The following is a 23358-nucleotide window of genomic DNA, read 5'->3' on the forward strand; positions in this document are numbered from 1 at the left end:
TCACAGCAATATCAATGCATAAATGCAGTCAGACCCGGCTGGGACGCCAGGTTTCCTGCGGCGCGCGCCAGTCAATTCCGGACAGTAGATAGGAAAGCTGCGCCGACGAGATTGCCACCGCGCCACCCTCGGCGGAAGGCCAGATAAACCTTCCTCGTTCCAATTTTTTCGTGAACAGGCAGGCCCCCTGGCCATCGTGCCAAACGACCTTGATCAGATCGCCGCGCTTGCCCCTGAAGCAGAACAGATGGCCGCCCAGCGGGTCATGCTTCAGCACCTCCTGCACCCGCAGCGCCAGCGACGGGAACCCGCACCGCATGTCCGTATGGCCCGTCGCCAACCACACCCGAACGCCTGTCGGGATCGAGATCATCGCAGCGTCTCCAGCCCGCGCAGGATTCGCAGCAGCGCATCGACATCAACGTCGCGCTCGACAATGACGCGCCGGCCGTTTGCGCTCAGTACCTCCATGCGGCCGCTACCCACTACCGGATTCGATGGACCCGGCACGTCCGGCGTGATCAACGCCGGTACGAAGCCCTCGATCCGAATGCTGCCAAGATTGCCGGCCTGTGCCAACTGACGCCAGCGGTACAGTTGCGAGCGGGAAACCCCATGCTTCACCGCCGTCGCGGAGACCTGGCGACCATCGCCAGAAAAGCCTTCTTCAAGAATTTGGAGCTTCGCCTCGTCGGTGAAGCGCCGCCGCCGCCCCGTATCGACGATCGCCAACCGGCTCACCGGTGTCCCAAAACTGTCCTTATGCCTGTCCATAAGGACAAAACGACAGATTCACATCACGCCCTCAAGGCGGCCGCCGTCGGATGCTTACGGTGCAGCCCCTCAATTGCACGCGACCTGCTGGCCGGCCAGCGTCTCCCCGTGTCACATCGCGGCCCTGTCCCGCGCGCCGATCCTCTCCTCTCTGCCCGTCATAATCGCAATCCTCAACGCGAGGCGCGGCCGGCAACCTGTTGCAGACAGTTTCCAGCGTGCGATTGGTCGAACCGGGCCTGTCGGCGTTGCTGGAGCGCAAAGAAACTTGATCCAACGTTTTTCAATTTACGAATGGGACACGGATGTCCCATCCTCAAATTGAATCGGCGTGCGCTCAAATCGGAGAAAGGCAAGATGCAGTGCACCGCATGATTGGAAGCGCCTGGCGCGTTTACCGGCAACACGGGATGGTCGTGATCGACACTCCTACCCCGCTTATGTCGCGCAGATGCGACACAAGACGCTCTTGCGTCTCAGATATCTGACATTCCCCAGGCTTTCCGGAACGATTGCGACCTCTCCGCGGAAAAGCAACGACCACGCCGGCCTGGTTCCTTGCAAGCGCTCCACCCAATCTCACGTAGTGATCATACGTAGTGACAAGAGGAACGACGAAAATGCCGAGAGCGGAGAGCGGGAGCCGGGGACAGGAAGCGACCCGGCAATGGCGCAAGAAGGTCAAGAGGGAACGCCGGCCCGAGACCGATGCCGTCGACACGGCCCTGGCGGCCGCGGTCACCGTGTACCGGCACGTCGCGGAGGCGCGCCGCTCGAAGCGTGACGTAACGCGTGCATCGGGCATGGAACTGATGGCCATAAACTTCCTGGTCTCGAAGGGTTATGCCGTCGAGCACGCCACCCGCCAGGTCCGTCGTCGGGTTCGGCGCATGGATGCCGAGATGCTTGTTCCTCTGGTGAACGGACCGGCCGACAGGGTGGCAAATCCGGGAGGGTTTCCGCCGGCAACATGACCTTGTTTTCGAACCGTGCTTTTTCTCCGACCTCCCCCCGTTACTTCATGGTTCTGAATCCGGCTTTCGTAAAAGCACGTAGTGACGTCGTTCCTTGCAAGCCGACGTCGGATGATCTCCGCAGCCGATAAATTTGAGGAGATCGACAATGGAGAAGCTATCGGAAATTGCGCAGAGCCTGGATGCGCGCCTCAAGATCGCCGCGACAACACATGGCCTCGATCTGGAAAAGCTGGCCGGGAGGACGCTCGTCGAGGGCATTCTGAGGTACTGGGCGCAGGGAATGGGACCGGCCCCGGTCCTGCTGACAGGCGGACTGCTGTTCGACCAAACCGTTCGTGAAACGCGCGATGCCGATATCGCGATATCCCGCCGCTACCGGTGCGACGACATCGTGCGCGGCATGGAGACTATTGCCCGGCTCCTCGAGCGCGAAGGTATGCGGCTGGATTTCACCGCCCCTGTGCCGCAGGCCGACACTGGATGCGGCAACTCCGTGGAGCGATGGATCATTGAGGGCAAGGTCGGCGGTGTCGCCGCCAGCGCCAGCCTCAATATGGACCCGCGGCGCGGGGCCGGCGCTGTCATCGAGGCGATCGAGCTTTCCGAAATTCCGTCGCTGGTCTCGGGCATCCCGCCGCTCGCCATCGCCTGCCAGCCGCTGGAAGTCGTCGCCGCCGAGACGCTGCTCGCGGTGATGTTTCAGCCGGAATCGGATTTCCGTATCCGGCACCTCGCGGATGTTATCGACGAGCGTCTCTGGGCGGACGTGGATTGCCGGGACGTCGCCCGAGAGATGATCGGCGTCTGCCGCTATCGGGGCATCGATGTCCGCGATCTGCCGGCGACGCTCGATTGGCCCGCGATCCAACGCCTTGAACCATCGTGGGAAAGGCACCGGGCGGCGGGAAAGACCACGCTTTCCATCTTCTCGGCGTGGATCGACGCAGCCTACCTCTGGTCCGAGGTGAAGGCCGAACTCGGCCTCAGACACAAGCCGTTCGTGGTCCAGCGCCCGGGTTCAAGCGTAGCGAGGATGTTCGCATGAAGTCGCCTCGCAAACATCCTGAATGGCGGCCGGCGGTGGAAGCCTTCTGCCGCGAACTGGACATTCCCAACCGCCAGCACATGCTGATCGACAACCTGATCGCCCCCAGCCTCGGCCGCGTTTACATGAAATTCTGGATCGCGCAGGACCGTATCGATCCCGAGATCGTGATCGATCCCACCGATCGCAGCGATGACCCGCGCTGGCACCAGAGCGACGGATGGCCCATCCGCGGCGGCTTAGAGGACGAGATTCTCCGACGCAAGTGGGAGCGGCGGGCGGCGCTCTATTTCCGCTGGAACGCGCCGGATATCTGGTACGTCGCCGACTGGCTGATCTATGCGGTGGCGACCAATGCGCCGTGGCTTCACATTCACGATCCTCACGGCGAGCCGAAAAAGCTGGCGAAGTGCGGGAGCCTGGAGCAGCTCGTTCGTGAAGCGAACAAGGGCTTCCGGTTCCGGCCGGAAGACAGGCTCCACGACGGCAATCTGCCGGCCGTCGCCATTCCCGAGCCGGGTCCCGATGACGAATCCGAAATCGCCGACCTCGGTGCCGGCCATATGCTTGTCCAGCTCCTGACGCCACTCGCGCTTCGCATCGAAGGCGCCCGCATGCGCCACTGTCTGAGCCACGGCGGCTATGACATCCGGCTCCGGGATTCACGCTTCAGGTACTACTCGGTGCGCGGCCCCGACGGCCTGCCGATCGCGACCCTGGAACTCGCGGGCGATGTGGTGCGGCAATTCCGTGGGCCGAGGGATGCCCGGCCATCGGAGGCGGTCGTCGATCTTATGTCTCGACATGCGGCGGAAAACCAGTGGCGGGGATACGAGGAAGCATCCGTTGGCAGGTTTCTGCGGGATTGGGACGAATGGCACCGCTTCCTCGGCGACGATGTTCTTCGTGCCCTCGACGGTGTTGAAGGTGCCCGCCCCGTCACGGACGAGGAACTGGCGGAAATGGTCCGCGCCAACAACGGCGCGCTGCCCACCCGCCGCCAGCAACGATGATCGTGCCGGCGACGGATTGCGCCGACGGAACCGGCGCAGCACACTTGAGAAACGGCCCATCAAGGGCGGAATGAAATGGGGATGACCATGGACATCATGGAAGCAACCGTGAGGCGCTTGCCGTATCATGACCCGGCCGAGCGTCCGGTCGCGGAGGCCCGGCAGGCCGAGATCGATGCATTCGAGCGGGAGGTTCGCGACCATGGCTGAACTCCCCGTTTATGACGACCCCATCCTGACCTGGGACGACATCGCCGACGATCTCGCGATAGCCGGAGATGAGCAGGAAGACGACAGGTTGCGGCTTGACCTGGAGACGGTGCGCTTTGTCCCCGCCCTCGACGGACGCGGTCTGCAGAGGGTGATAGGGGTTTATGGGCCGGAATCCGCATGGATCAGACGGTGGGAGGAGCAATGGCGGCTGGATGTCGCCGACGCGACCTGCCATCCCGCCGTCATTCGATGACACTCAAGGCCCCGGTGGTATGAGCGGGGTCGGTTATTGAATTCCAGAATCGGGCGGAGATAGCGCGTCCCGAAGCTCACGGCCGCCAGCCTCGCGTGAATCCTCGGCCCATTGCGATTATCGCAATCTTAAGTCTTTCCTCGACCGTGTCACGCTCGGCGATCAGCGTTCTCAATGCCTCGAGCGCATTGCCGTTGTGAAGGCGCAGCACCTCGATCGCCTCGTCTTGCACGGCGCGTTCTTTTTGTTGGCATATCTCGCTCATTGAAGGCGCAGTTCAAGCTGCTTTTTGTGCTTCAGCACGTAAAGCGGCTTTGCGGTCGCCGCCTCCAGCTTGCGCCGGTTCTCGGCGCGAACGGCGAGCTGCTTTTCCCGGAGCGCGCGGCAGGCGGCGACTTCGGCAAGGGCTCTTTCGATGCTGTCGGTTTGCATTGGCAACCTCCTATGTTCCCTTTATGTTCTATTTTTCCGGAAAGGAGTCAAGGGGCGAACCGGGGTTTCTTCTGCTGTGACAGGTCAGCCGGCTATGTGAATGCGGGCTCTATTCCCGGTCTCTGCATGCCATCGGAATTCAAACGAGCATCGCCCGGATAAATCGAGCATTACCCTTAATATAAAAATGCGATTTCTCTATAGTTCGCCGTTTTATATTGTAGAAACGCAGCATGTTCTTTGCCCTTATTCAGAAGGTAATCAAATTTCTTCCGAAGAAGTATTGCGCGATCATTTGGAATGAACCATCATTTTTACATGAGAAACAAAGGTGTTGTCTCGCCGCCGGTTGAAGTCCGGCGTCACCATGAACACGGAACATTGAAATGGCTCAGTTAACGAACTCGTATTCACCTGCTGCTGCATCGAATCCCGCCGACAATCCACGCTTTGACGATCACACGGTTACGGTGTCACTGGCGAAGAGATGGACCTGGACGATCTCGCCGTCCGAAGCTCTCCTGTGGTTCTTCGGATCCCGAGAGCAACTGCACACAGCCCTTGGCAACGAGGACGAGCGTGCGATCGGCACTGTCTGTCTCGCGATGCGCATGATGAAGCTGGCCGCCGCCGACTACGAAATTCTCGCTGGCAGGGATCTGGCTGCGGAAGCGGCGATCGACGCGGCTTTCGAAAACCGGGCGATCAATGCTGGTTGCTGGAGGCGGGACGGTGAGACCGTCTGGCAGGACTTTGCCGAGCTGTTTTTCAACTTCGATGACGATGAAGCATGACGGTCCTCGCGGCCGCCACCCCGACCTTATTCATCAATCTCGCATCGAGAAGGAACATGGAAAATGAAAACAGCAGCCTACATCGCGAACACAGAGGTCCTGTGCTGCGCATCAACGCTGATTGCAACACTTGCCGAAGCCTCACCCGAGACGTCGCTGACGAAGGCGGCGCGTTCCTTGCACGGCGATGGTGAGCCTGATGGCCCGGAGGTTATGGAGCATTGGATCGTGTCGGGCTGGCTTGCGGAAAAGCTCATCGAAAGCGACGAAATTGTCGATACCGATTTCGCCGGCCTCAGCGTCTGGGGCCGGCGCACGGCAGGACAGCCTATCGAAAGCGACGACGTCATCGTTGCAATCGCAAAGAAGACCCGGGCGTGAACGGGTCGGGCCGTTCGCCGACCTGAGTTCAGGTATCGGAAGCGGCTGGATATGACCTCTGAGAGCGATGCCGGGACGGTTGTCTATGTCATCATGCCGCGGTGATCCGCGCACGCACATCGTCGGAGCGGAGCCGCTTCAATTCCGCCCCGCCATCCATCCTGCAGGTCCGCCACGGTCGTTACAGGATACATCCGGCCAATACGGAAGCTCTCGGCCCGGCAAGGGAGGCTATACATCAACAACGTGGGAACCTCCATCGGTCCTCGTCCTCGGACCAGGAGGAAATTCCCCTGCCCTCCCCTGTCCAGAAAATTTCGCCGGCCGGCTTGCCGGAGGCCGTCGAGCCCGGAATAAGCCTTGTCGCAGACCACAAGACAGGTGCCAGAATGAAAGCCGCCGTATTTTCCGACCTCCACCTCGACTACAGCCGGGAGCCTGATTTCGCGATCGAGGTCGCCGACGATGTCGACGTCATCGTGATCGCGGGCGACGTCACCGCACCGGTAGCCAAAAGTGCCCGCTGGGCGTACCGGATGTATGGCAGCCGCGGAAAGCGCGTCGTGATGGTGCCGGGCAACCACGAACATTACGGTCAGGTCTATGAGGACAGCATCGGCGATATCCCCGAGCTGGAAAATGTCTTCATGCTGGAGAACCGCGATGTCGTCATCGACGGAGTCCGCTTCCTCGGCTGCTGCCTGTGGACGGATTTCGAGCTCTATGGCAATCCGATCCAGGCAATGGGTGCTGCGGCGCTGTTCATGAACGACTATCGCACCATCGCGTCGCGCTGGCCGGAAGGGACCCCGCGAAGATTCCTGCCGGCAATCACCGTCGATATTCATCGCACGAGCCGGGAATGGCTTGATGAGACGCTTGCCCTGCCCTTCGACGGGCCGACGGTCGTCGTGACGCATACATGCCCGCACGATCTGTCGGTCGCCGATGAGTATAAGGGAGACCGGCTGACACCGGCGTTCGTGTCGGATCTCTCGGATATGATCCAGCGCCATGAACCTGACGTCTGGATTCATGGGCACACCCATAGCAATTTCGACTATGTGGTGCCGGGGACGAAGACCCGGGTCGTCTGCAATCCCCGGGGCTATGTGAGGGACGGGTTCAATCGGAGCGATGTCGAGAATATGGCGTTCGAACCGACCAAGACGATCGTCATCGGGTGAGGTTTCCGCCGCCTCGCACCTCGGCGATCACGATCACGTCTCCGGCGGACAGCAAGACCGCATACCATCGGTCTTGCTGTCGAATCCGCGGAGCCAGAAATCATCGGGCCAAGGGGCGCGCTCCTGAAAACAGAGCGAAGCCGGATGGCCCGGCGGCCGTATCATTCGTCATCAGGGATGAAGCTATTCTCGCCATTGTAGATATAGCCGGTGCCTTCGAAGAGGTTGGATATTGCGTCCTCGACACGCGCAAAATCGTCTTCAAAGGTCATGAACTGACTTGCTCTCCTGTGGACTTTGAGACAGTTCCGAATACCTTCAAGAACGTACTCTTCGTGTCCCTCGTTACCAATGCAGCTTCGGCCGACGTTCATTTCGTCCACGGCCTCCCAGTAGGCAGCCTCGAGTTCATCGACGTGTTCCACTTCTATCGCCTGCCCGGAGTTGGTCAGGATGAAACGCCACGGGGTTTCGCGAATGGCCGCAGTGATCCCGGAAACCTCGCGGCCGGCGGTAATCCATGCCTGACAGGCGCTGACGAATTCGGCCCGGCGTTCGATGTCGAGCGCGAGTTCACGCAGGCGGATGGGGTCGATATCTGATGGCTTGATCTTGCTTGCTTCGAGGGCGATTAGCATGGGTGTCCTTCGGTGTTCTGGATTGATATGGTTAGTGGTCCCGGGCGATGGGAGCCGGAGAATTCTGGTGCCTGTCCAGGTCGTGAAAGCGGGCCATCGGGTTTCGGCGTCGAGAGTTGGGCCGGCCGGCCTACGCCCCTCCCTCCCCCGGCATTCAGAAAGCTCTGCGGATTCATGCCGGCTCGAGCTCGGCCTCGGATGCAGAAAGACCAACTGCCCAATTCGTGTCGCTGAGGTCGGTGTGGCGGCCGGTATCGAGCGCCTCCTGCAAGGCATCGTGGACAGCCGGAAGCTGCCAGCCACTGAAAGCAGGATCGAACGCTCGCAGAGCGCTGTAGCGTGAACGGCGAACGTGATGGCGCCCGTTCTTGGTGTCGGCGAATTCCAGCTCGCGGCCGTGATCGTCACCGTTCCAGTACTCGAACCGGAGCAGAATCTCGTCATCTGTCTTTTCGACGATGTCTACCTGTCCGATTTGAACGACCGGGTGGACGAGCAGTGCCGGTGAGAAGAACGGGCTCCAGTCCCGGCCCGCGAACAGTTCGTCCAGATTCCCAAGCATGTCGATCTTTGCCTTCGGATCGTATACCAGGACATCGCTGACGGCCTGCCGGTATTCCAGCGCCCGCTCGCGGATGAGACCGTGCCAGCGCTCATCGTCGATCAGGTCTTGCGCCGCATATCTGAGTAGACCTTCGATGCTGCCCATCGTCTCGTAGACATCATACGCTTCGATTTCGAGGTGATCCGGGTCCGAGGGTGCCGGGACCGGTTGCCGTGCGCCGTAGCGATTGATCAGGAGATCGGGGGTGACCTCGTCGGGATCAATATCCAGCTCGAAGCCGTAAAAGTCCTTACGGCCGTCCTGAAACGGACGTACGCCGAGGATCGTGCGGCTGTTGCCGAGACGCCGGGACAGGTTCGGGAGCGCCTGCCCGATTGCGATGGCAAAGGTCGGGCCCTCGGTTTCGACGTCCACGTCGTCATAGGGCGCGGACAAGAGGAATTTGTGATGGTTCATGGATGCTTCCGTTTCCAGAATTGTTTGCGACCGACCGTTCCGCTGGTCGTGATTACACCGCGTGACCGGCCAGCCGCTGTGCGGCCATCCGGACGTAGCTTTCCTCGCGTTCCACGAGAATTGACTTGCGGCCAAGGCGATTGCACACCGCTCCGACCGTGCCGGAGCCGGCGAACGGATCGAGCACGACGTCGCCGGGGGCGGTCAGGGACAGGACGAGCCGATCGATCAGCTCCTCGGGAAACTGGCACGGATGATCGAGCTTTTCCGGGTGGTTGTGCTTGACGTTCGAGATGTCCCACACGTCCCCCGGGTTCTTCCCCTTCGGGTTTCCGCTCAACTCACCCTTCCTCGGCCCCTTGTAGTAGCGCTTGCCCGGATATTTCTGCGGAACGCGGATCGCGTCGAGATCGAAGGTGTAGTCGTCGGATTTCGTGGCCCAAACGATCGTCTCGTGCCGTCCCGACAGGCGCTTCGAGCAGTGCAGGCCGTGGCCGAACGTCCAGACCACGCGATTGCGGACCTTCATGCCGAGACTGCGGAAGAGCGGAATGATCAGGCTGTCGATCGGGATGACCTCTCCTTTGTGGACATGGTTCCCGACCTGCCAGGACATGGCTCCCTGCGGACCGAGAAGACGATGGCATTCGCCAATGATCTCCTCGATGAACGCGACATAGTGGATCAGGGGCGTGCGGGTCTCGTAGGACTTCCCGATATTGTAGGGAGGGCTCGTCACGATGAGATCGACGCTCCCGGCCGGCAGATTTGGCAGAATGTCCGCAGCATCACCATGATGGAGTTCGCATGCGCCGACACGGATCGGGCAAGTATCAGCTCGCGGGCGTTCGATAGAGGGCGCCGTGCCGGCGACAATGCGATCGGTCCCGTCGGAATGAAGTGTGCTCCAGAGAGTGGTGAAGAGATCGGTCTGCGCCGGCTGGCGTTCAAGAATGCAGTCGTTCATTGGGGGCTTTCATCGCTCGTTGTAGGTAAAGCGTTGCCCGAGGTGAAATGGACGTCAACGTCTTGTCAGAAAGAAATATTGCGACAATCATGGAGGGTTGCACGGTGAGAAGGTCGATAAATTCTGCCAGTAATCCACGATATGCTTTATTGACTGCCCTTCCACGGTCAATAAATCTGAATGTCGCGCTAAAGTTATCTTGAATCCTCGTATAACATTCGACATTACAGACAGAATGTACCTTTGTGTTTTGGAATTAACTTCTGTAATATTAAAATTATTTCTTGAATGTTCATGGCATGCGCGACATACTTTCCATATTGTCGCCAAAGGAAGCTACTTCTTTGCCGAGGAATGACGAAAATTCAGGGCTTTGAAACATGAAATTCAATTTTTTATCGAGGAGCATTAAGGTGAGAGACCCGCGTTACTCCGCTTCTTGCGCCAGCCAGATCCGGGCGGATTGGCTCGTTGCCATTGCAAATATCCGTGTCGTTGCCCATGCGGACCAGGGAGGAGACAAGGTCCGTGCCGCGGTGGATGCCGCGTGGGATGGAATCCTCGCGGACTGTCGGAAATACGGCCTCGATATCTCCGGGCCGGCGTTCTCCGATGACGTCGAGCAGGCGCTTTCCGGAACCGGCTATAACTATACGCGTCGCGATTTCAGGGTTTTCAAGCTCGCGGATGTTATCGAGATCCGGCACGCGAGGCTCGACGGCATATCGGGTAATCGCTGCGTGCGCTTCGTCATCGGGGCGCAAGCCTATGACGGGCCGTTTGCGACTGCCGAGATTCTGCGACGGATCGATAACTGTGGACGGTTCATTTCCAGAGACGATGGCGACGACGCATGGCTGAAGGAAATCGCGTCCCTCGCCGACAAACTTGATGCCTGTGCGCATGAGGTCACAGTGACAGTGCTGGACAAACTGGCCGGTATCGTTGCGCGGCTGAGGTCATCAGGCGATCTGGGAGAACATCGGCGAAAAGTTCAACGCCATCCTGGAAAGTTTGCCGGAGCACAGGGGCGTCCGTCGCGCGGGCAACAGCACCATGCGCTGCACAGCGGAGGGGTGTGAAGTGAATTCGATGAGCGAGTATTTACCCGCGCTCCGTGAAGACGGAGCATTTCTCGACGTCAAGTACTCGCCGTCGGCCTCGCAGCGGAGGAGGTTGGTCACAGCCCGTCGCCACAGGGGCCAACAGATGTCGCGGCCATGTGCGGCTTCTGATAAAGCCACCGGCCAGGCTTTCCGGGCGTTCGACAGGCAGTCGAGGCTTTCAAAGCTCGCAACTCCATGGCTGTGATGATAACCTATGGTGCCGGATGGGACTATGAACTCTTCCTCAGTCCGAATACGAAGTGTCGCCGTTCGGCTTCTAGGGGACGGGTACAGGTCGTTATGGCGCCTTGTTGCCCGGCATGTCAGGCAGTAAGAAGAACACTGCCTGACGATGCTTTCTGTTCGCCGGGATTTTAGGTTGGAATCGGGATGGCTCCTCCCCTACCCTCCCTTCGCCGCTGGTCATGGCATCTTGTTTGAAGGCCGCCTGTCGTCAGCGACGCGTCCTTTCGGCCGGTAACCGCGTCCACGCTTTTGTCGTAGAAGTTCGAGAAACAGTTGCACCGCCTCATCCTCGCTCTCGAACAGATGCGCCTTCATCTGGCCGCCCGTGCCGATGCGCCCCCAGCGCCGCGTCAGGCATGTATCGCCGTATAACGTCGCTTCGATCGACATCGCGTAGAAACGGGCGACATTCCTGGCCGGATCGGTGCGTTCGACATAAAGCTGGTAGGGTTGTGCGAGCATGGACGTGAGCATCGCCAATCCCCGGGCGCTCGTCCAACGAGAGTTATGAATCGGTCGGCCCCGACCGATTCATTTCAGTGATGCATCTTGTCGTGAGCCGTGTGTCCGCCATCAACGCCTATGAGACAGAGCTGGTTTAATTGAGAAGAGAGGATTTTCGGCTCATCGTAGCTCATTCAAAGGAAGCGAAGATGAGACAGAAAACCGGGCCGCAGACATCGTCGGCCGAGAAGACGATCAAGGATATTCGCCGCGCGACGCGCAAGCTGCATTCGTCGGAGGAGAAAATTCGCATTGTGCTGGAAGGTCTGCGCGGTGAAGACAGTATTGCCGCGATCTGCCGCCGCGAAGGGATCGCCGAGAGCCTGTATTATAGCTGGTCGAAGGAATTCCTCGAAGCTGGCAAGAAGCGGCTTGCCGGAGACACTGCCCGCTCGGCCACCAGCGATGAGGTCAAGGCGCTACGCCGTGAAAGCCGCGACCTGAAAGAGGCGCTGGCCGACCTCACCCTGGAAAACCGCCTGCTTAAAAAAAGCATGATCGCGGATGGGGGCGACGAAGAATGAGATATCCCGCCACCGAAAAGCTCGAGATCATCCGGCTTGTCGAGGGGTCTCATCTGCCAGCCAGGCAAACCCTCGACAAGCTCGGCATTCCAAGACCAACCTTCTATCGCTGGTATGATCGCTTCCAGACCCACGGTGTTGAGGGGTTGGAAGACCGGACATCCGCGCCGTCACGGGTGTGGAACCGTATCCCCGACGATATCAGGGATCGCATCATCACACTCGCGCTCGATCATGCCGATCTGTCGCCACGCGAGCTGGCGGTGAAGTTCACCGACATAAAAAGCTATTTCGTCTCAGAGGCTTCGGTCTATCGCCTGCTCAAGGCCCATGACCTGGTCACCTCGCCAGCCTATATCGTCATCAAGGCCAACAACGAGTTCAAGGACAAGACCACGCGGCCGAACGAGATGTGGCAAACCGACTTCACCTACCTGAAAGTCATCGGCTGGGGCTGGTTTTACCTGTCGACCATCCTCGACGATTATTCCCGCTACATCGTTGCGTGGAAGCTGTGCACCAGCATGAAGGTGGACGATGTCACCGACACGCTCGACCTGGCGCTGGCCGCCTCAGGCTGCGACAAGGTCAAGGTCGAACACCGGCCGCGCCTGCTGTCGGATAACGGCCCGTGTTACGTCGCCTCAGATCTCGGCGAATGGCTGGACAAATACAAGATCGATCAGGTTCACGGGGCTCCCGGCCACCCCCAAACGCAGGGCAAGATCGAGCGCTGGCACCAGACGTTGAAGAACCGCATCCTCCTGGAAAACTACTTCTTCCAGGAAGACCTCGAAGCGCAGATCGCGGCTTTCGTCGAGCATTACAATCATCGCCGATACCACGAGAGCCTCGACAATCTCACCCCGGCCGACGTCTACTTCGGGCGCGGCCAAACAATCCTGCTCGAACGTGAAAGGATCAAACGAGAAACCATCAGACAGCGTCGCTTGAACCACCAGGCCAAAGCGGCTTAAATCAACCCGCAAACCTAGCCGGAAACTCCATTCTTCCAAAGCCCAAAAAGTCTCAAATCATTCGACGACGGACACCGCCTTCTGGAAACTGCGTCCACACGCAGTTGCATAGCTCTTGCAGTTGATCATCGGTAGGGTCGGAGGCTTCACCCAACGTGAATTGCGGAAGCGGCTCACGGCACACGAAGGTTCGCGGCTCTGCTGCAGACGCGAGACTGGTCGCAAGCACGACAAGGGCAATGGCCAGACAAAATCGCATCATAACCCCACGAAATCAGAGGCTACAGCTATAGCATCGGCGTCGAGAATGTCACACTGAAAAACCCAGCGTTGTATCGAAAGGGAGGACTGGCGTTGGGAAGCTGTCACTTTTCCACAATCCCCGATTTCAGGAAGCGCTGGAGCCTTTGACGCAGCGCCGGTAAGGTCAGGGGATCGTCAAATCTGACTTCGACCAGGTGCACACCATTTTCCATGCACAAGCTCTTCTTGAGCGCGTCACGTTCCAGGTTGCGTTGCAGCGCCGCCTCACCGCCGAAAGCATTTACCACCTTATAGTGCTGCTCCCCCTGGTACTCCAGCGCGAGGTTGAGAGCTGGCAGATAAACATCCAAGCGCTGACGCCCCAGCCAGGCCGGAGACGCCTCCCGCAAAACAACCTCTTCGGGAAACAGCCTCTTGATCAGGCCGTACATCTCTGCCTCCCTCACCCACCGGCTAAGGCCAAGGGTCTTCTGCACGTCCGAACGCGCGGTAGCTTTGTCCATCCCATGCGTCAGCATCATCTGGGTGATGTATGCGGCAACAAACTCCGGCACGGTATCGCCATAGAGGTCTGCCGCCGCCTCCGCTCCTGCTCTGTCGGCAACGCAGAGGTGGCAGACGCCTTCCCGGTAGTCGACGTTCGCCAGCAGGCGATTCATGAGGTTCGACAGCGTACCTCCCCTTGTGGCTTTGCTTTTCATCTTTTCGTGAGCAATGCGCGCACACGAGCAGAAGTGCCGTTTACCGCTCAGAACGTGGTCGAAAGACACAAGCTCGAAGCCCTCAACATCCATTTCAAATCCGGGAGGTCGCGGCCCAGGTCGCGGATTGGCGATAAACGGCTGCTCAAGCGGGGGCATCTTATCCAAGGCCTCGATGGTCATGGAAAATATACTTGAAGGAACCTGCAGGAGGTTGAGCCGTAGGATATGATTGGTTTGGGTCTGCAGTTGTTTAGACCAGAGCCTATGGGTCATAAAACCGGCGGGGCCGTAGTCAACGGACTTTAATTCTACACCATATCCTTCGACTACGATGTTTGCCACTGCGGCGTCTGCGGCCGTCGAAAACTTCAGCTCGACGTACGACGTTTCGTATCCGGACTGGGCGAGGTGGGCCAACGACGCCCAACGGTCTTTCCAGTACATCGCATGGATGTGTGCCGATGGCGGCTTGCGGAGTTTCAGCACCTCCGCATCGTGCATATTCCGGACCAGGGTCTGCGTCAGCAATTGCTCGACGGCATCGACCGGCCGGACCCCTACGGTCGAGACCTTTAGGGCGAGTGCTTCCGCGAAGACATGTTCCGGGAAGCCGAGGGCCAGTTTGGTGTCCATTTGCGTCAAGACTAGCAGTCATTCTGCATTCTAAGTTTGCCACGTTGGCGAGCGTCCGCCCGCCAGAGCTTGCGGCGCGCCTCCGGCGCCTCAAGATGCCTGTATTTCCCGCCTGAGAATTTGGGCCAGTCGAGAGCCATGCCCGCGCGCACCATCTCCGCCGCCAAGTCGCGTCCATCGGGGAGAGAGCATTCCGCCACGACGCGGTCATAAGACAGTTCCGGCCGGATGCGGGCCGTCACCGTTTTCCCCTTGCAAAGCTGGACCAACGCCCACTTCGCTTGCTTACCATACGGGTGGTCGAGTTCCGGCGCATCGATTCCTGCGAGCCGGATATGGGTCTTGTCAATCACGATGGTGTCGCCATCGACGACCCAGCACTGGCCCCGCAGGACGGTTGGTATAGGCGCAGGTGACGGCGGAATGGGACTGGTAATGACGACAAGCCGCTCGCGGTGCCTCGGCCGGTATGTCCTGCGCTTTCCGACAAACAACCGGATCAGAATCCGTAACAGCCCCATGTGATGCCCCGCGCGTCTTCATTTTGCACGACATTGGCATACTCATGCGGGTGCGCGCAATTTCCCGTTGAAGCAAAGGTTGCTGATTAGGAAACAGCGCGGGTATCGTCTTCCGCAGGGTAAATCACCTTGCCATCGTCCGTCCGCCGTGCGCCTGGTGTCGCGCGCGCCTCGTCGCGATGGCCCGGATTGAGTAGGTGGGTCACTGGATGGCCGCTTAACAGGAGGTAATCCGTGATGATGCGCCGGTGACAACGCCACCAGACGGCTTCGGAGCACATGATAGCGACCCGCTGAGTGCTTCCCAAGACGACAAGTTCGTTCAGTCCCTCGGCAAACTCGTCACCAAGGGCGTAATCGGCATAGTTATGGAAGCTCCGTTCGCGCCAGAATGCGTTGACCGACTCCTGCACCTCGCGCTGGCGGATCTTGCGGCCTCCCAGGGCGCGGATATGAGCATAACCAATCTGTAACGCCGCCAGCTCCGCAGGCAAGGTTTCGATGTTATAGGCCGGATTGGTGCGGGAGCGCGGAAACGCACGGACATCGACCACAAGGCGCACCTGCGCCTCCCGCAGCATAGCGGTGAAAACCTCCAGCGGACGATTGGAGTGGCCTATGGTGGTGAACACGGCGACCATCAGTTCACCTTGCGTAAGGCATCCTCTTTGTGGGCGGCGACGTGGTCGGTCTTGTCGCTCTTGATTTCGTACTGGGGGTCATCCGCCGAGGCGCGATGCCGGTGGCCCTTGTAATCGAAGTCGCGTTCGTGAACCTTGGTGATGGTGCCGCTCACATGCCCCGCTTCCGAGTTCCAGGTCACATGGTCGCCGGTTTTGAATTTTGCCATTTGCCAACTCCTTTGGAGAGGGAATGGAAGACACGGACAATCGTTCCATGTCTCGAAATTCAGGAATTTTTGGGGTGGTACGAAAGCCCCTCGTGCGGAAGGCCTTTTTTGCAAAGGTGTGACGAGGCCGTTCAAAAAAGACCCCCGCCGAAGCGGGGGCATATCCTTCATGCGGGGATGGCTTCGCGGGGGGAAGGACCGCCGCAACCACCACATCATCCTAGCCAAATCTCCCGCTCTGGCAAGGCGGCGAAAGGATAGGAGAGATGAGCCTAATAAGCTCCCAGGATGCTGCCGGTGTTGGTGACCGTGTAGCCGCTGCCGGTAATGGCACGGCCTGCCGCGCCGCCTGCGCTTCCGGCGGTACCGGCGGTCTTGTTACCGGCACTCCCCGTGGCCCCTGTTGCGCCTGCCGTACCCCAACTGCCGCCGTTACCACCCGTGCCACCCGTACCGGCATTGGTACCGCCTGCGGCTCCGGCCAGGCCTGCGGTGGCTGTTCCTCGACACGATCGTTGCCTTGCAGGCCGCCAATGATGCCGATGAAGATGCGATCGAGACGGTAAACCGGCAAGTCGGCTGGCATCGGCTGCTGCAGATCAAGCCCGGTCTCGAGGCGATGGTGGAGAGCGCCAACGCTTCGCCGCTGGTGCTGGCGGCCGAGCAACATGGAAACATCCGCAAGTTTGCCGGCGCTTTCCTTCAGGCATTCACGTTCCGCTCGCGCCGCCGGCACGATCCGCTGCTTGCGGCGGTCGCGACCCTGAAAATGCTTTATGTGGAGGGACGCCGTGTTCTGCCGGATCATGTGCCGGTCGGCCATCTGGGTGCGAACGAAAGGAAACTGGTCTTCGAGGATGGCAAGCCGGATCGGCGGCTTTATGAAATCGCCACCTTCGCTCATTTACGGGACCGGCTGCATTCGCGCGATGTGTGGGTCGAGGGCAGCCGGTCATTCCGGCCGATAGACGAAGATCTCATGCCGAAGCCAACCTTTGTCGCCCTGAGGGGGCAAGATCAGCTTGGCCTCGGTGTCCAGACCGACTGCGCTGCCTGGCTCGCGGACGTCCGGGAGATGATGGACGTCAACCTCAAACGGCTGGCCTGGCGCGCCCGTTTCGGCAAGCTCGATGGCGTCAGGATGGAAAACGGCACGCTGATCGTGACGCCGCATACCAGCGATATTCCCGCCGCGGCGGAAGCCATCAATGCCGAAATCACGGAGATGTATCCTCTTGTCGAGGTGCCCGATCTCCTGCGGGAAGTGCATGAGTGGACCGGGTTTGCCGACCAGTTCACCCATGTCCGGACGGGAGATGCGCCGCAAAACATCGCCGCCATGCTGGCCGGCGTGCTTGCCGACGGCACGAATCTCGGCCCGAAACGCATGGCCGGGGCGTCGAAGGGGATCAGCGCCCACCAGATCGGCTGGATGCGCAGCTTCCATGCCCGCTCCGAAACCTATCGGGCCGCGCAGGCCTGCGTCACTGATGCCCATACCCGCCATCCGCATGCGCAAATCTGGGGCGACGGAACGACAGCCTCATCCGATGGGCAATTCTTCCGCGCCAGTGACCGGGCCGCAGGGCGCAGCGACATCAACCTGCATTATGGCAGCGAGCCGGGCTCGAAGTTCTACAGCGGGCTTTCCGACCAATACGGCTATTACAGCATCCTGCCGATCAGCCCGACCGAAAGCGAGGCCGTCTATGTGCTCGACGGCCTGTTCGACCACGACACGGTTCTGGAGATCGAAGAGCTGTTCACCGATACCGGCGGCGCCAGCGATCATGTTTTTGCGCTGTTCTGCCTGATCGGCAAGCGCTTCGCGCCGCGCCTTCGCAATATCAAGGACCGGAAACTGCACACCTTCGAGAAGGCCGATATCTATCCGGCGCTGGCAAATCATATCGGCGTGCCGATCAACACCGCCCTCATCATGGACCATTGGGACGAACTCCTGCGCCTTGCCGCGTCGATCACGACGCGCACCGTCGCGCCGTCGGCGACCCTCAAGAAGTTCTCCGCATCGTCGAAGTCCAGCGATCTGGCCAAAGCGTTGCGCGAACTCGGCCGCATCGAGCGCACCCTGTTCATGATCGAGTGGTATTCCAGCCCGGCACTGCGTCGGCGTTGCCAGGCCGGGCTCAACAAGGGCGAGGCCGCTCACAAGCTCAAACGCGCCGTCTTTTTCCATGAGCGCGGCGAGATCCGTGATCGCTCCTTTGACAGCCAGGCCTTCCGAGCTTCCGGTCTCAACCTGGTGGTCAGCGCCATCGTCCATTGGAACACCGTCTATCTCAGCCGGGCAACGGCTCATCTGCGCCAGCAAGGCCGAAATATCCCCGACGAGTTGCTGAAACACGTCTCGCCCCTCAGTTGGGAGCACATAAATCTCACCGGCATCTATTCCTGGGACACCGAGCAGCAGATGTCCGAAGGCTTCAGGCCCTTGCGGCTTGCCAGAAAAATCCTCCGCGCCGCGTGATGTTCAGGGTTCGTTCGAGCTTAGCGCAGGATTTTGAACAGACCTTGTTCCGCCCCCAAGTTGCCGATCGACCGCCGCTTGAGTTGGTGGGCGAATTTCAGGCCAAACTTAGTCGTCCATTCTGAGACGGTCTGAAACGAGACGGCAATGCCGCGCTCGGCAAGCAGGTCTTCGATATCGCGCAGGCTCAGCGGGAACCGGTAATAGAGCCATACCGCATGCGCGATGATCTCGGCTGGAAAGCGGTGGCGTTTGTATCGGGCGGACGCATCGTCAGTCATGCCGATAGACTATTGCCTCGATCCGCACCAGCCGGTTAAGGCGACGCCTCCCTTCAAGGCAATGACGCGACGGCTGCTGGAAGTGCTGGCGCCGAATACTGATCCTGTTGCCTGGCAATTCCGAGGAGCCATTTGTGGAACCTTTGGCCGAACGGCTTTTCAAGAGCGGTCCTGTCCCAGGCAAGATAGTAGCTTTCGGAAAGCTTCATACGAATGTCGAAGGGAACGATCAAACTGCCCGAGGCAATCTCGTCCTGCACCATGGAAACCTGTGCAAGTACAAATCCGCGCCCATTGGCGGCCGCGTCGATGGCGCTACTCGAGAGGGTAAAAGAAAGGCCGGAAAAGGTCTGCCGGCCATCGGCATCGATAAGGCTTGCCCAATCCTTCCATTGCGGCGACGCCTTGTAGTCCGCTTCCCATTCCACATTGAGCAGTGGAAACGTGAGGATGTCCTGCGGACAGCGCGGAGCGCCGTTTGCAATGAGCGCAGGCGAACAGACCGGCACGACCCAGTCTGTGAACAGAGCCGCCACGTGTTCGTGGGCGTAGGAGCGCCGGCCGTAGGTGATGCGGAAATCCACCTCTTCCGCGCCGAGGCGGGGCTCCTGCTCCTGGCCGAGAATGCGCACGTTCGAGCCCGGACAGAGCGATTGCCAATCAAAGATCTTGCGGCTGACCCAACGGCTGGCGACCGAAGACAGGGCGCTGAGCACGATGCTGCTTTCGTTGCGCGCACGCGTCAGGACATTGGCGGCGTGGGAAAGCTGCTGAAAACCCTTCGCGACCTCGCGATAATACAGCCGCCCCCAGGATGATAATTCCACCCGCCGGCCGCGCCGCTCCAGAAGCGTCAATCCAAGACATTGCTCCAGATTGCGCACCAGCTGGCTGACGGCTCCCGGCGACACGCCGAGGTCTTCCGCGGCAGCACTCACCGAGCCGCATCGTCCAATGGCTTCAAAGGCCTGCAAGCCGCGCAAGGACGGGTTCGACATCGTTACGCATTCCTCCCGCGACGTATCCCAATTTAGATTTTCTAAAATAGAACGCAGCAGCTGGCAACTTGTTGGCGCCGGGAAAACAACGAACATTCGCTTATCAAAACGCAAGGAGAGCGAGATGTTTCTCAAGAATGCCTGGTACGTCGCAGCCTGGGATCACGAGGTTAGCCGCGAGCTGAAGCCCGTCACCATCCTCGGTGTAAACATCGTGCTTTACCGCAAGCAGGACGGAAGCGCGGCCGCGCTCGAAGATGCCTGTCCCCATCGCAAGCTGCCGCTCTCCATGGGCCGCATCAAGGGCGACGACGTGGAATGCGGCTATCACGGTCTGACCTTCGACTGTTCGGGCACCTGCACGCGTGTCCCGGGTGCAGAGCGCATTCCCCATGTTGCCAAGGTGCGGTCCTATCCCGTCCACGAGCGCTACGGCCTGCTCTGGATATGGATGGGCGATGCCGACAAGGCGGACCCGAAGGAGATTTTCGAGGTCGAATATTTCGATGACCCGGCCTGGGGCATCAATCGCGGCGAGTCGATGACGCTCAACTGCAACTACCTCTACATGACCGACAACCTGCTCGATCCGTCCCACGTCGCCTGGGTCCATCAGTCGTCCTTCGCAAGCTCGGCCTGCGAGGAAACGCCGCTGGAGACGACCGTGAAGGACGATGGAGTGACCGTTTGGCGCTGGATGATCGACTCCGAACCGGCGCCCTTTTATGCCCCCTTCCTGCAGTTCGAGGGCAATACGGACCGCAAGCAGCACTATGAGGTCCGCTATCCGAGCAACGCCATCATCAAGGCGATCTTCGCACCGGCCCATACGGGCGGCGAGGGCCGCGCGCTGCCGGAAAACACCTTCCTTATGGACAGCTACAACTTCATGACGCCGGTCGACGAGAACCGCACCAAATACTACTGGTTCCAGATGCGCAATTTCGCGCCGAATGATCCCAAGGTCTCGGAGAGCTTCGCCAAGTCCGTACGCGGCGCCTTCGAGGAGGATCGTGTCGTGCTGGAAGCGGTCCATCACGGCATGGCGAACATGCAGACGCCGAACCTCGACCTGAAGATCGACGTCGGCCCGATGCGCTTCCGCCGCAAGCTCGCCCAGATGATCGCCGCCGAGGCGCAAGCCGGGCCTGCCACCGCGGCGGCTGAGTAAGGATCGCCCGAATGCTGGACGCCGCGGCCTCGCGCTTCCGCCACTTCGAGGTGATCTCGAAGGTGCGTGAAAGCACCACCATCACATCTTTCCGACTTGCCCCTCTCGACCGGCAGCACTGGCGGCCGTTCGAGGCCGGACAGTTCCTCACGATACGGGTTCCCGACGGCAAGGGTGGCCATGTCCTGCGCAACTATACGGTCTCCTCGTCGCCGCGCGAGGAAGGCACGTACCGGATCACCGTGAAGCGTGAGGCCGCACCGTCGCGGGACGTGCCGGCGGGTGTGAGTTCGTGCTGGCTGCATGACGAGATCGAGCCCGGCGCCGTCGTCGAAATCGACCTGCCGCGCGGCGCCTTCAAGCTGGACACCGCCAGCAGCCGGCCCGTCGTGCTGCTTTCCGGCGGCGTCGGGCTGACGCCCACGGTCTCGATGCTCGATGTGCTGGCACGGGAAAGCAACCGTCCCGTCTGGTTCATCCACGCCTGCGACAGCGGGGCCGTCCATGCCCTGCGCAGCGAAGTCGAACAGCTTGCCGCCCTCAGGCCCGGCATCACCGTGCATTTCTGCTACCGTTTTGCGGAAAGCGCCGAACTCGACGCAGTGCGGTGCCATTCCGAAGGGTTCCTGACGCGCGCCACGCTCCAAGAGCTTCTGCCGCTCGACGACTACGACATCTACATGTGCGGCCCGCCGCCCTTCATGCAGGCGCTCTATGGCATCCTCACCGGCCTCGGCATCCGCAAGGAACGCATCGCTTATGAATTCTTCGGCCCGGCAAGCCTTCTCACGGAAGCCGCGCATACAACACCGCAACCCGTGAAACCGTCGGCGGCTGACCAATCCCCCGCAGGCGATGGACCGCATATCGTCCTCCAGAAATCCGGGCGCAGGCTCGCCTGGGACAACACGAGTGAATCCATCCTCGCCTTCCTGGAGAGACAAGGCATCGAGCCGGAATTCTCCTGCCGGGCGGGGGTCTGCGGAACTTGCGAACAGGGCCTCGTTTCCGGAGAGGTCGACTATTTCGAGGAGCCGCTCGACGTGATGCCGAAGGATCGGGTGCTGCTGTGCTGTACCCGGCCGAAATCCTCGCTCGTGCTCGATCTGTAGCGACGGTGACCAAGAGGCTGCTGCCTGAACCGGGGGTGCCTCGCCACCCGAAGGAGAACCCGTGACGAAAATGCTCCGAGACGAAATTCCGCTCAATCCGCATGTCGCCGGGCTGCCGCCCTACAATGCCGGCATGAATATCGCCGCCGCGCAGAAACACAGCGGCCGGCAGGACATCGCCGCCCTTGCCAGCAACGAGAACCCGGATGGCTGTTCGCCGAAGGTTGCCGCCGCCCTCGCCGGCCTCAATCCGGCGCGGTATTGCGACCCGGCCTGCACGGCGCTGCGCACGGCCCTCAGCCACAAGCTCGACGTTCCCGCGGACCGCATTGTCGTCGGCAACGGCTCGGAGGAAATGATTGCCGCCGTGTGCCGCGCCATTCTTCGTCCCGACGCTTTCGTCGCGACGCTCTGTCCCGGCTTCGGCCTGCACGAGATCGAGGCGCTCGCCAACGGCGCGCGGGTCGAGAAGGTTGACATGCGGGCGGACCTGGATTTCGACATCCCCGCAATCGTCGCCATGCTTGCGCGCAAACCGGCGATCTTCTTCCTCTCGTCGCCGTCCAATCCCGTCGGGCGGGCGCTCGACCGTGTCGGTCTCACGCGCATTCTCTCGGCGGTTCCGCCACAAACGCTGCTCGTGCTGGACGAGGCCTATTTCGAGTTCACCGACGACGACACTCCCGACGGGCTTGCCGCCCTCGCAAAGACCGATCTCGCCTGGGTGGTGCTGCGGACCTTTTCCAAGGCCTACGGGCTTGCCGGTCTGCGTGTCGGCTATGCCGTGACGTCGGACCTGCGCCTGGCGCGCGCCATGACCGCGGCCAAGACGCCGTTCAACGTCAATGCCGCCGCGCAGACTGCCGCCCTTGCCGCGCTGGAGGACGAAGCGTGGATGCACGCATCGGTCGCCGCACTGAAGCAGGAACGGCAGCGGGTCTCCCAGCGCGTCGCGGCCCTCGGCTTTCGCGTCGCCGGATCGCAGACGAACTTCCTCTTCATCGATGTCGGCTGGGACAGCCGGGCGGCGCTGGATCACTTCCTGTCGAAGGGGATCATCATCAAGCCGTGGAAGGAAGCCGGCTACGAAACCTTCATCCGCGCGACGATCGGCAGCCGCTCCGAAAACGACCGTTTCATCGAGGCGCTGAGCGCTCTCGCCACGGAGTGACGCGCTGCAGCGCCGCCCCGATCAGACAAGACAGAACAGGGGCCGATCCACGGCCCGAGGGAACGAACCATGAGCGCAAACGCAAGTCTGCCCAAAGCGAACCGGGAGCCCCA

General features: G+C 60.5%; 26 protein-coding genes and 2 pseudogenes. 14 read left to right on the forward strand and 14 right to left on the reverse strand.

Translation table 11 applies throughout. The features are described 5' to 3' along the window. Positions 1-28: 28 nt before the first annotated feature. Both tnpB and tnpA read right to left on the reverse strand, forming a co-directional pair. Positions 29-373: an IS66 family insertion sequence element accessory protein TnpB gene (tnpB, locus tag MOE34_RS24240; protein ID WP_242225105.1), complete on the reverse strand. Its 345-nt coding sequence runs from the start codon at positions 371-373 to the stop codon at positions 29-31. Then, positions 370-774: an IS66-like element accessory protein TnpA gene (gene tnpA, locus MOE34_RS24245; protein ID WP_242225103.1), complete on the reverse strand. Its 405-nt coding sequence runs from the start codon at positions 772-774 to the stop codon at positions 370-372. Before tnpA ends, tnpB begins: the two co-directional genes overlap by 4 nt. 620 nt (positions 775-1394) lie before the next feature. Here tnpA and MOE34_RS24250 point away from each other — a divergent pair. The 5 genes from MOE34_RS24250 to MOE34_RS24265 all read left to right on the forward strand — a co-directional run bounded on the left by MOE34_RS24250 (position 1395) and on the right by MOE34_RS24265 (position 4275). Beyond that, complete coding sequence (locus tag MOE34_RS24250; RefSeq protein WP_234189743.1) at positions 1395-1748, forward strand: hypothetical protein; 354 nt, start codon at positions 1395-1397, stop codon at positions 1746-1748. A 148-nt stretch (positions 1749-1896) separates the two neighbouring features. Next, positions 1897-2796 (forward strand): nucleotidyl transferase AbiEii/AbiGii toxin family protein, encoded by a 900-nt coding sequence (locus MOE34_RS24255; RefSeq protein ID WP_242225101.1) that lies wholly within the window; start codon positions 1897-1899, stop codon positions 2794-2796. Continuing rightward, complete coding sequence (locus MOE34_RS24260; protein WP_242225099.1) at positions 2793-3809, forward strand: hypothetical protein; 1017 nt, start codon at positions 2793-2795, stop codon at positions 3807-3809. Before MOE34_RS24255 ends, MOE34_RS24260 begins: the two co-directional genes overlap by 4 nt. Positions 3810-3890: 81 nt before the next feature. Further along, positions 3891-4019 carry a hypothetical protein gene (locus MOE34_RS25470; protein ID WP_277955671.1) on the forward strand — a complete coding sequence of 43 codons (129 nt, stop codon included), beginning with the start codon at positions 3891-3893 and terminating at the stop codon, positions 4017-4019. Continuing rightward, positions 4012-4275 carry a hypothetical protein gene (locus tag MOE34_RS24265; RefSeq protein WP_242225097.1) on the forward strand — a complete coding sequence of 88 codons (264 nt, stop codon included), beginning with the start codon at positions 4012-4014 and terminating at the stop codon, positions 4273-4275. The genes MOE34_RS25470 and MOE34_RS24265 overlap by 8 nt, the downstream gene beginning before the upstream one ends. A 76-nt stretch (positions 4276-4351) precedes the next feature. On the opposite strand, the gene MOE34_RS24270 is transcribed toward MOE34_RS24265, so the two are convergent. Both MOE34_RS24270 and MOE34_RS24275 read right to left on the reverse strand, forming a co-directional pair. After that, on the reverse strand, positions 4352-4540 hold the full coding sequence (locus tag MOE34_RS24270; protein WP_242225095.1) for a hypothetical protein: 189 nt from the start codon (positions 4538-4540) through the stop codon (positions 4352-4354). Next, the gene (locus MOE34_RS24275; RefSeq protein ID WP_242225093.1) at positions 4537-4707 is read right to left on the reverse strand and encodes a hypothetical protein; all 171 of its coding nucleotides are present in this window, start codon (positions 4705-4707) and stop codon (positions 4537-4539) included. Before MOE34_RS24275 ends, MOE34_RS24270 begins: the two co-directional genes overlap by 4 nt. A 386-nt stretch (positions 4708-5093) precedes the next feature. Between MOE34_RS24275 and MOE34_RS24280 the strand changes: the two genes are divergently transcribed. The 3 genes from MOE34_RS24280 (at position 5094) to MOE34_RS24290 (ending at position 7069) form a co-directional block, all read left to right on the forward strand. Then, complete coding sequence (locus MOE34_RS24280) at positions 5094-5501, forward strand: hypothetical protein (protein ID WP_242225091.1); 408 nt, start codon at positions 5094-5096, stop codon at positions 5499-5501. A 63-nt stretch (positions 5502-5564) separates the two neighbouring features. Beyond that, positions 5565-5882, forward strand: coding sequence for a hypothetical protein (locus MOE34_RS24285; protein WP_242225088.1), 318 nt, complete (start codon positions 5565-5567; stop codon positions 5880-5882). A 389-nt stretch (positions 5883-6271) separates the two neighbouring features. Then, positions 6272-7069, forward strand: coding sequence for a metallophosphoesterase (locus MOE34_RS24290; RefSeq protein ID WP_242225086.1), 798 nt, complete (start codon positions 6272-6274; stop codon positions 7067-7069). 161 nt (positions 7070-7230) lie between these two features. On the opposite strand, the gene MOE34_RS24295 is transcribed toward MOE34_RS24290, so the two are convergent. The 3 genes from MOE34_RS24295 to MOE34_RS24305 form a co-directional block, all read right to left on the reverse strand. Next, positions 7231-7707, reverse strand: a complete 477-nt coding sequence (locus MOE34_RS24295; protein ID WP_242225084.1) for a hypothetical protein — start codon at positions 7705-7707, stop codon at positions 7231-7233. 172 nt (positions 7708-7879) lie between these two features. Continuing rightward, the gene (locus MOE34_RS24300) at positions 7880-8728 is read right to left on the reverse strand and encodes a hypothetical protein (protein ID WP_242225082.1); all 849 of its coding nucleotides are present in this window, start codon (positions 8726-8728) and stop codon (positions 7880-7882) included. Between the two features lie 52 nt (positions 8729-8780). Further along, positions 8781-9695 (reverse strand): DNA-methyltransferase, encoded by a 915-nt coding sequence (locus tag MOE34_RS24305; RefSeq protein WP_242225080.1) that lies wholly within the window; start codon positions 9693-9695, stop codon positions 8781-8783. A gap of 380 nt (positions 9696-10075) precedes the next feature. On the opposite strand from MOE34_RS24305, the gene MOE34_RS24310 reads away from it, so the two are divergent. Continuing rightward, positions 10076-10777, forward strand: coding sequence for a hypothetical protein (locus MOE34_RS24310; protein ID WP_242225078.1), 702 nt, complete (start codon positions 10076-10078; stop codon positions 10775-10777). 447 nt (positions 10778-11224) lie between these two features. Here MOE34_RS24310 and MOE34_RS24315 read toward each other — a convergent pair whose 3' ends face one another. Next, the gene (locus MOE34_RS24315; RefSeq protein WP_242225149.1) at positions 11225-11521 is read right to left on the reverse strand and encodes a WGR domain-containing protein; all 297 of its coding nucleotides are present in this window, start codon (positions 11519-11521) and stop codon (positions 11225-11227) included. Positions 11522-11700: 179 nt separating this feature from the next. Here MOE34_RS24315 and MOE34_RS24320 point away from each other — a divergent pair. Next, positions 11701-13052 (forward strand): IS3 family transposase gene (locus MOE34_RS24320; RefSeq protein WP_242225177.1). Its coding sequence is split into 2 segments (ribosomal slippage): positions 11701-12037 and positions 12037-13052, totalling 1353 coding nucleotides; the frame shifts between segments, so codons are not numbered across the junction. A gap of 365 nt (positions 13053-13417) precedes the next feature. Here the strand turns inward: MOE34_RS24320 and MOE34_RS24325 are convergent. The 4 genes from MOE34_RS24325 to MOE34_RS24340 all read right to left on the reverse strand — a co-directional run bounded on the left by MOE34_RS24325 (position 13418) and on the right by MOE34_RS24340 (position 16024). Beyond that, entirely contained in the window at positions 13418-14653 is a 1236-nt protein-coding gene (locus MOE34_RS24325; protein ID WP_242225151.1) for a hypothetical protein, read from the reverse strand. An 11-nt stretch (positions 14654-14664) separates the two neighbouring features. Beyond that, positions 14665-15006 carry a thermonuclease family protein gene (locus MOE34_RS24330; protein WP_242225152.1) on the reverse strand — a complete coding sequence of 114 codons (342 nt, stop codon included), beginning with the start codon at positions 15004-15006 and terminating at the stop codon, positions 14665-14667. A 254-nt stretch (positions 15007-15260) separates the two neighbouring features. Continuing rightward, positions 15261-15815, reverse strand: coding sequence for a DUF488 domain-containing protein (locus MOE34_RS24335; RefSeq protein WP_242225156.1), 555 nt, complete (start codon positions 15813-15815; stop codon positions 15261-15263). Further along, positions 15815-16024 carry a DUF2945 domain-containing protein gene (locus MOE34_RS24340; protein ID WP_242225158.1) on the reverse strand — a complete coding sequence of 70 codons (210 nt, stop codon included), beginning with the start codon at positions 16022-16024 and terminating at the stop codon, positions 15815-15817. Before MOE34_RS24340 ends, MOE34_RS24335 begins: the two co-directional genes overlap by 1 nt. A 496-nt stretch (positions 16025-16520) precedes the next feature. Here MOE34_RS24340 and MOE34_RS24345 point away from each other — a divergent pair. Further along, positions 16521-18512: pseudogene (locus tag MOE34_RS24345) on the forward strand (Tn3 family transposase); the annotation flags it as partial. Positions 18513-18571: 59 nt separating this feature from the next. Here MOE34_RS24345 and MOE34_RS24350 read toward each other — a convergent pair. Both MOE34_RS24350 and MOE34_RS24355 read right to left on the reverse strand, forming a co-directional pair. Then, a pseudogene (locus tag MOE34_RS24350) lies at positions 18572-18793 on the reverse strand (IS6 family transposase); the annotation flags it as partial. A 53-nt stretch (positions 18794-18846) separates the two neighbouring features. Continuing rightward, complete coding sequence (locus tag MOE34_RS24355; protein WP_242225178.1) at positions 18847-19791, reverse strand: LysR substrate-binding domain-containing protein; 945 nt, start codon at positions 19789-19791, stop codon at positions 18847-18849. Between the two features lie 124 nt (positions 19792-19915). On the opposite strand from MOE34_RS24355, the gene MOE34_RS24360 reads away from it, so the two are divergent. From MOE34_RS24360 to hisC, 3 genes are all read left to right on the forward strand, one after another. Further along, complete coding sequence (locus tag MOE34_RS24360) at positions 19916-20962, forward strand: aromatic ring-hydroxylating dioxygenase subunit alpha (protein ID WP_242225159.1); 1047 nt, start codon at positions 19916-19918, stop codon at positions 20960-20962. Between the two features lie 11 nt (positions 20963-20973). Further along, positions 20974-22074: a 2Fe-2S iron-sulfur cluster-binding protein gene (locus tag MOE34_RS24365; protein ID WP_242225161.1), complete on the forward strand. Its 1101-nt coding sequence runs from the start codon at positions 20974-20976 to the stop codon at positions 22072-22074. Between the two features lie 70 nt (positions 22075-22144). Then, positions 22145-23245: a histidinol-phosphate transaminase gene (gene hisC / locus MOE34_RS24370; protein WP_242225179.1), complete on the forward strand. Its 1101-nt coding sequence runs from the start codon at positions 22145-22147 to the stop codon at positions 23243-23245. Positions 23246-23358: the final 113 nt, after the last annotated feature.

This window comes from Shinella zoogloeoides, from assembly GCF_022682305.1.
In the GTDB taxonomy this organism is placed as follows: domain Bacteria; phylum Pseudomonadota; class Alphaproteobacteria; order Rhizobiales; family Rhizobiaceae; genus Shinella; species Shinella zoogloeoides_B.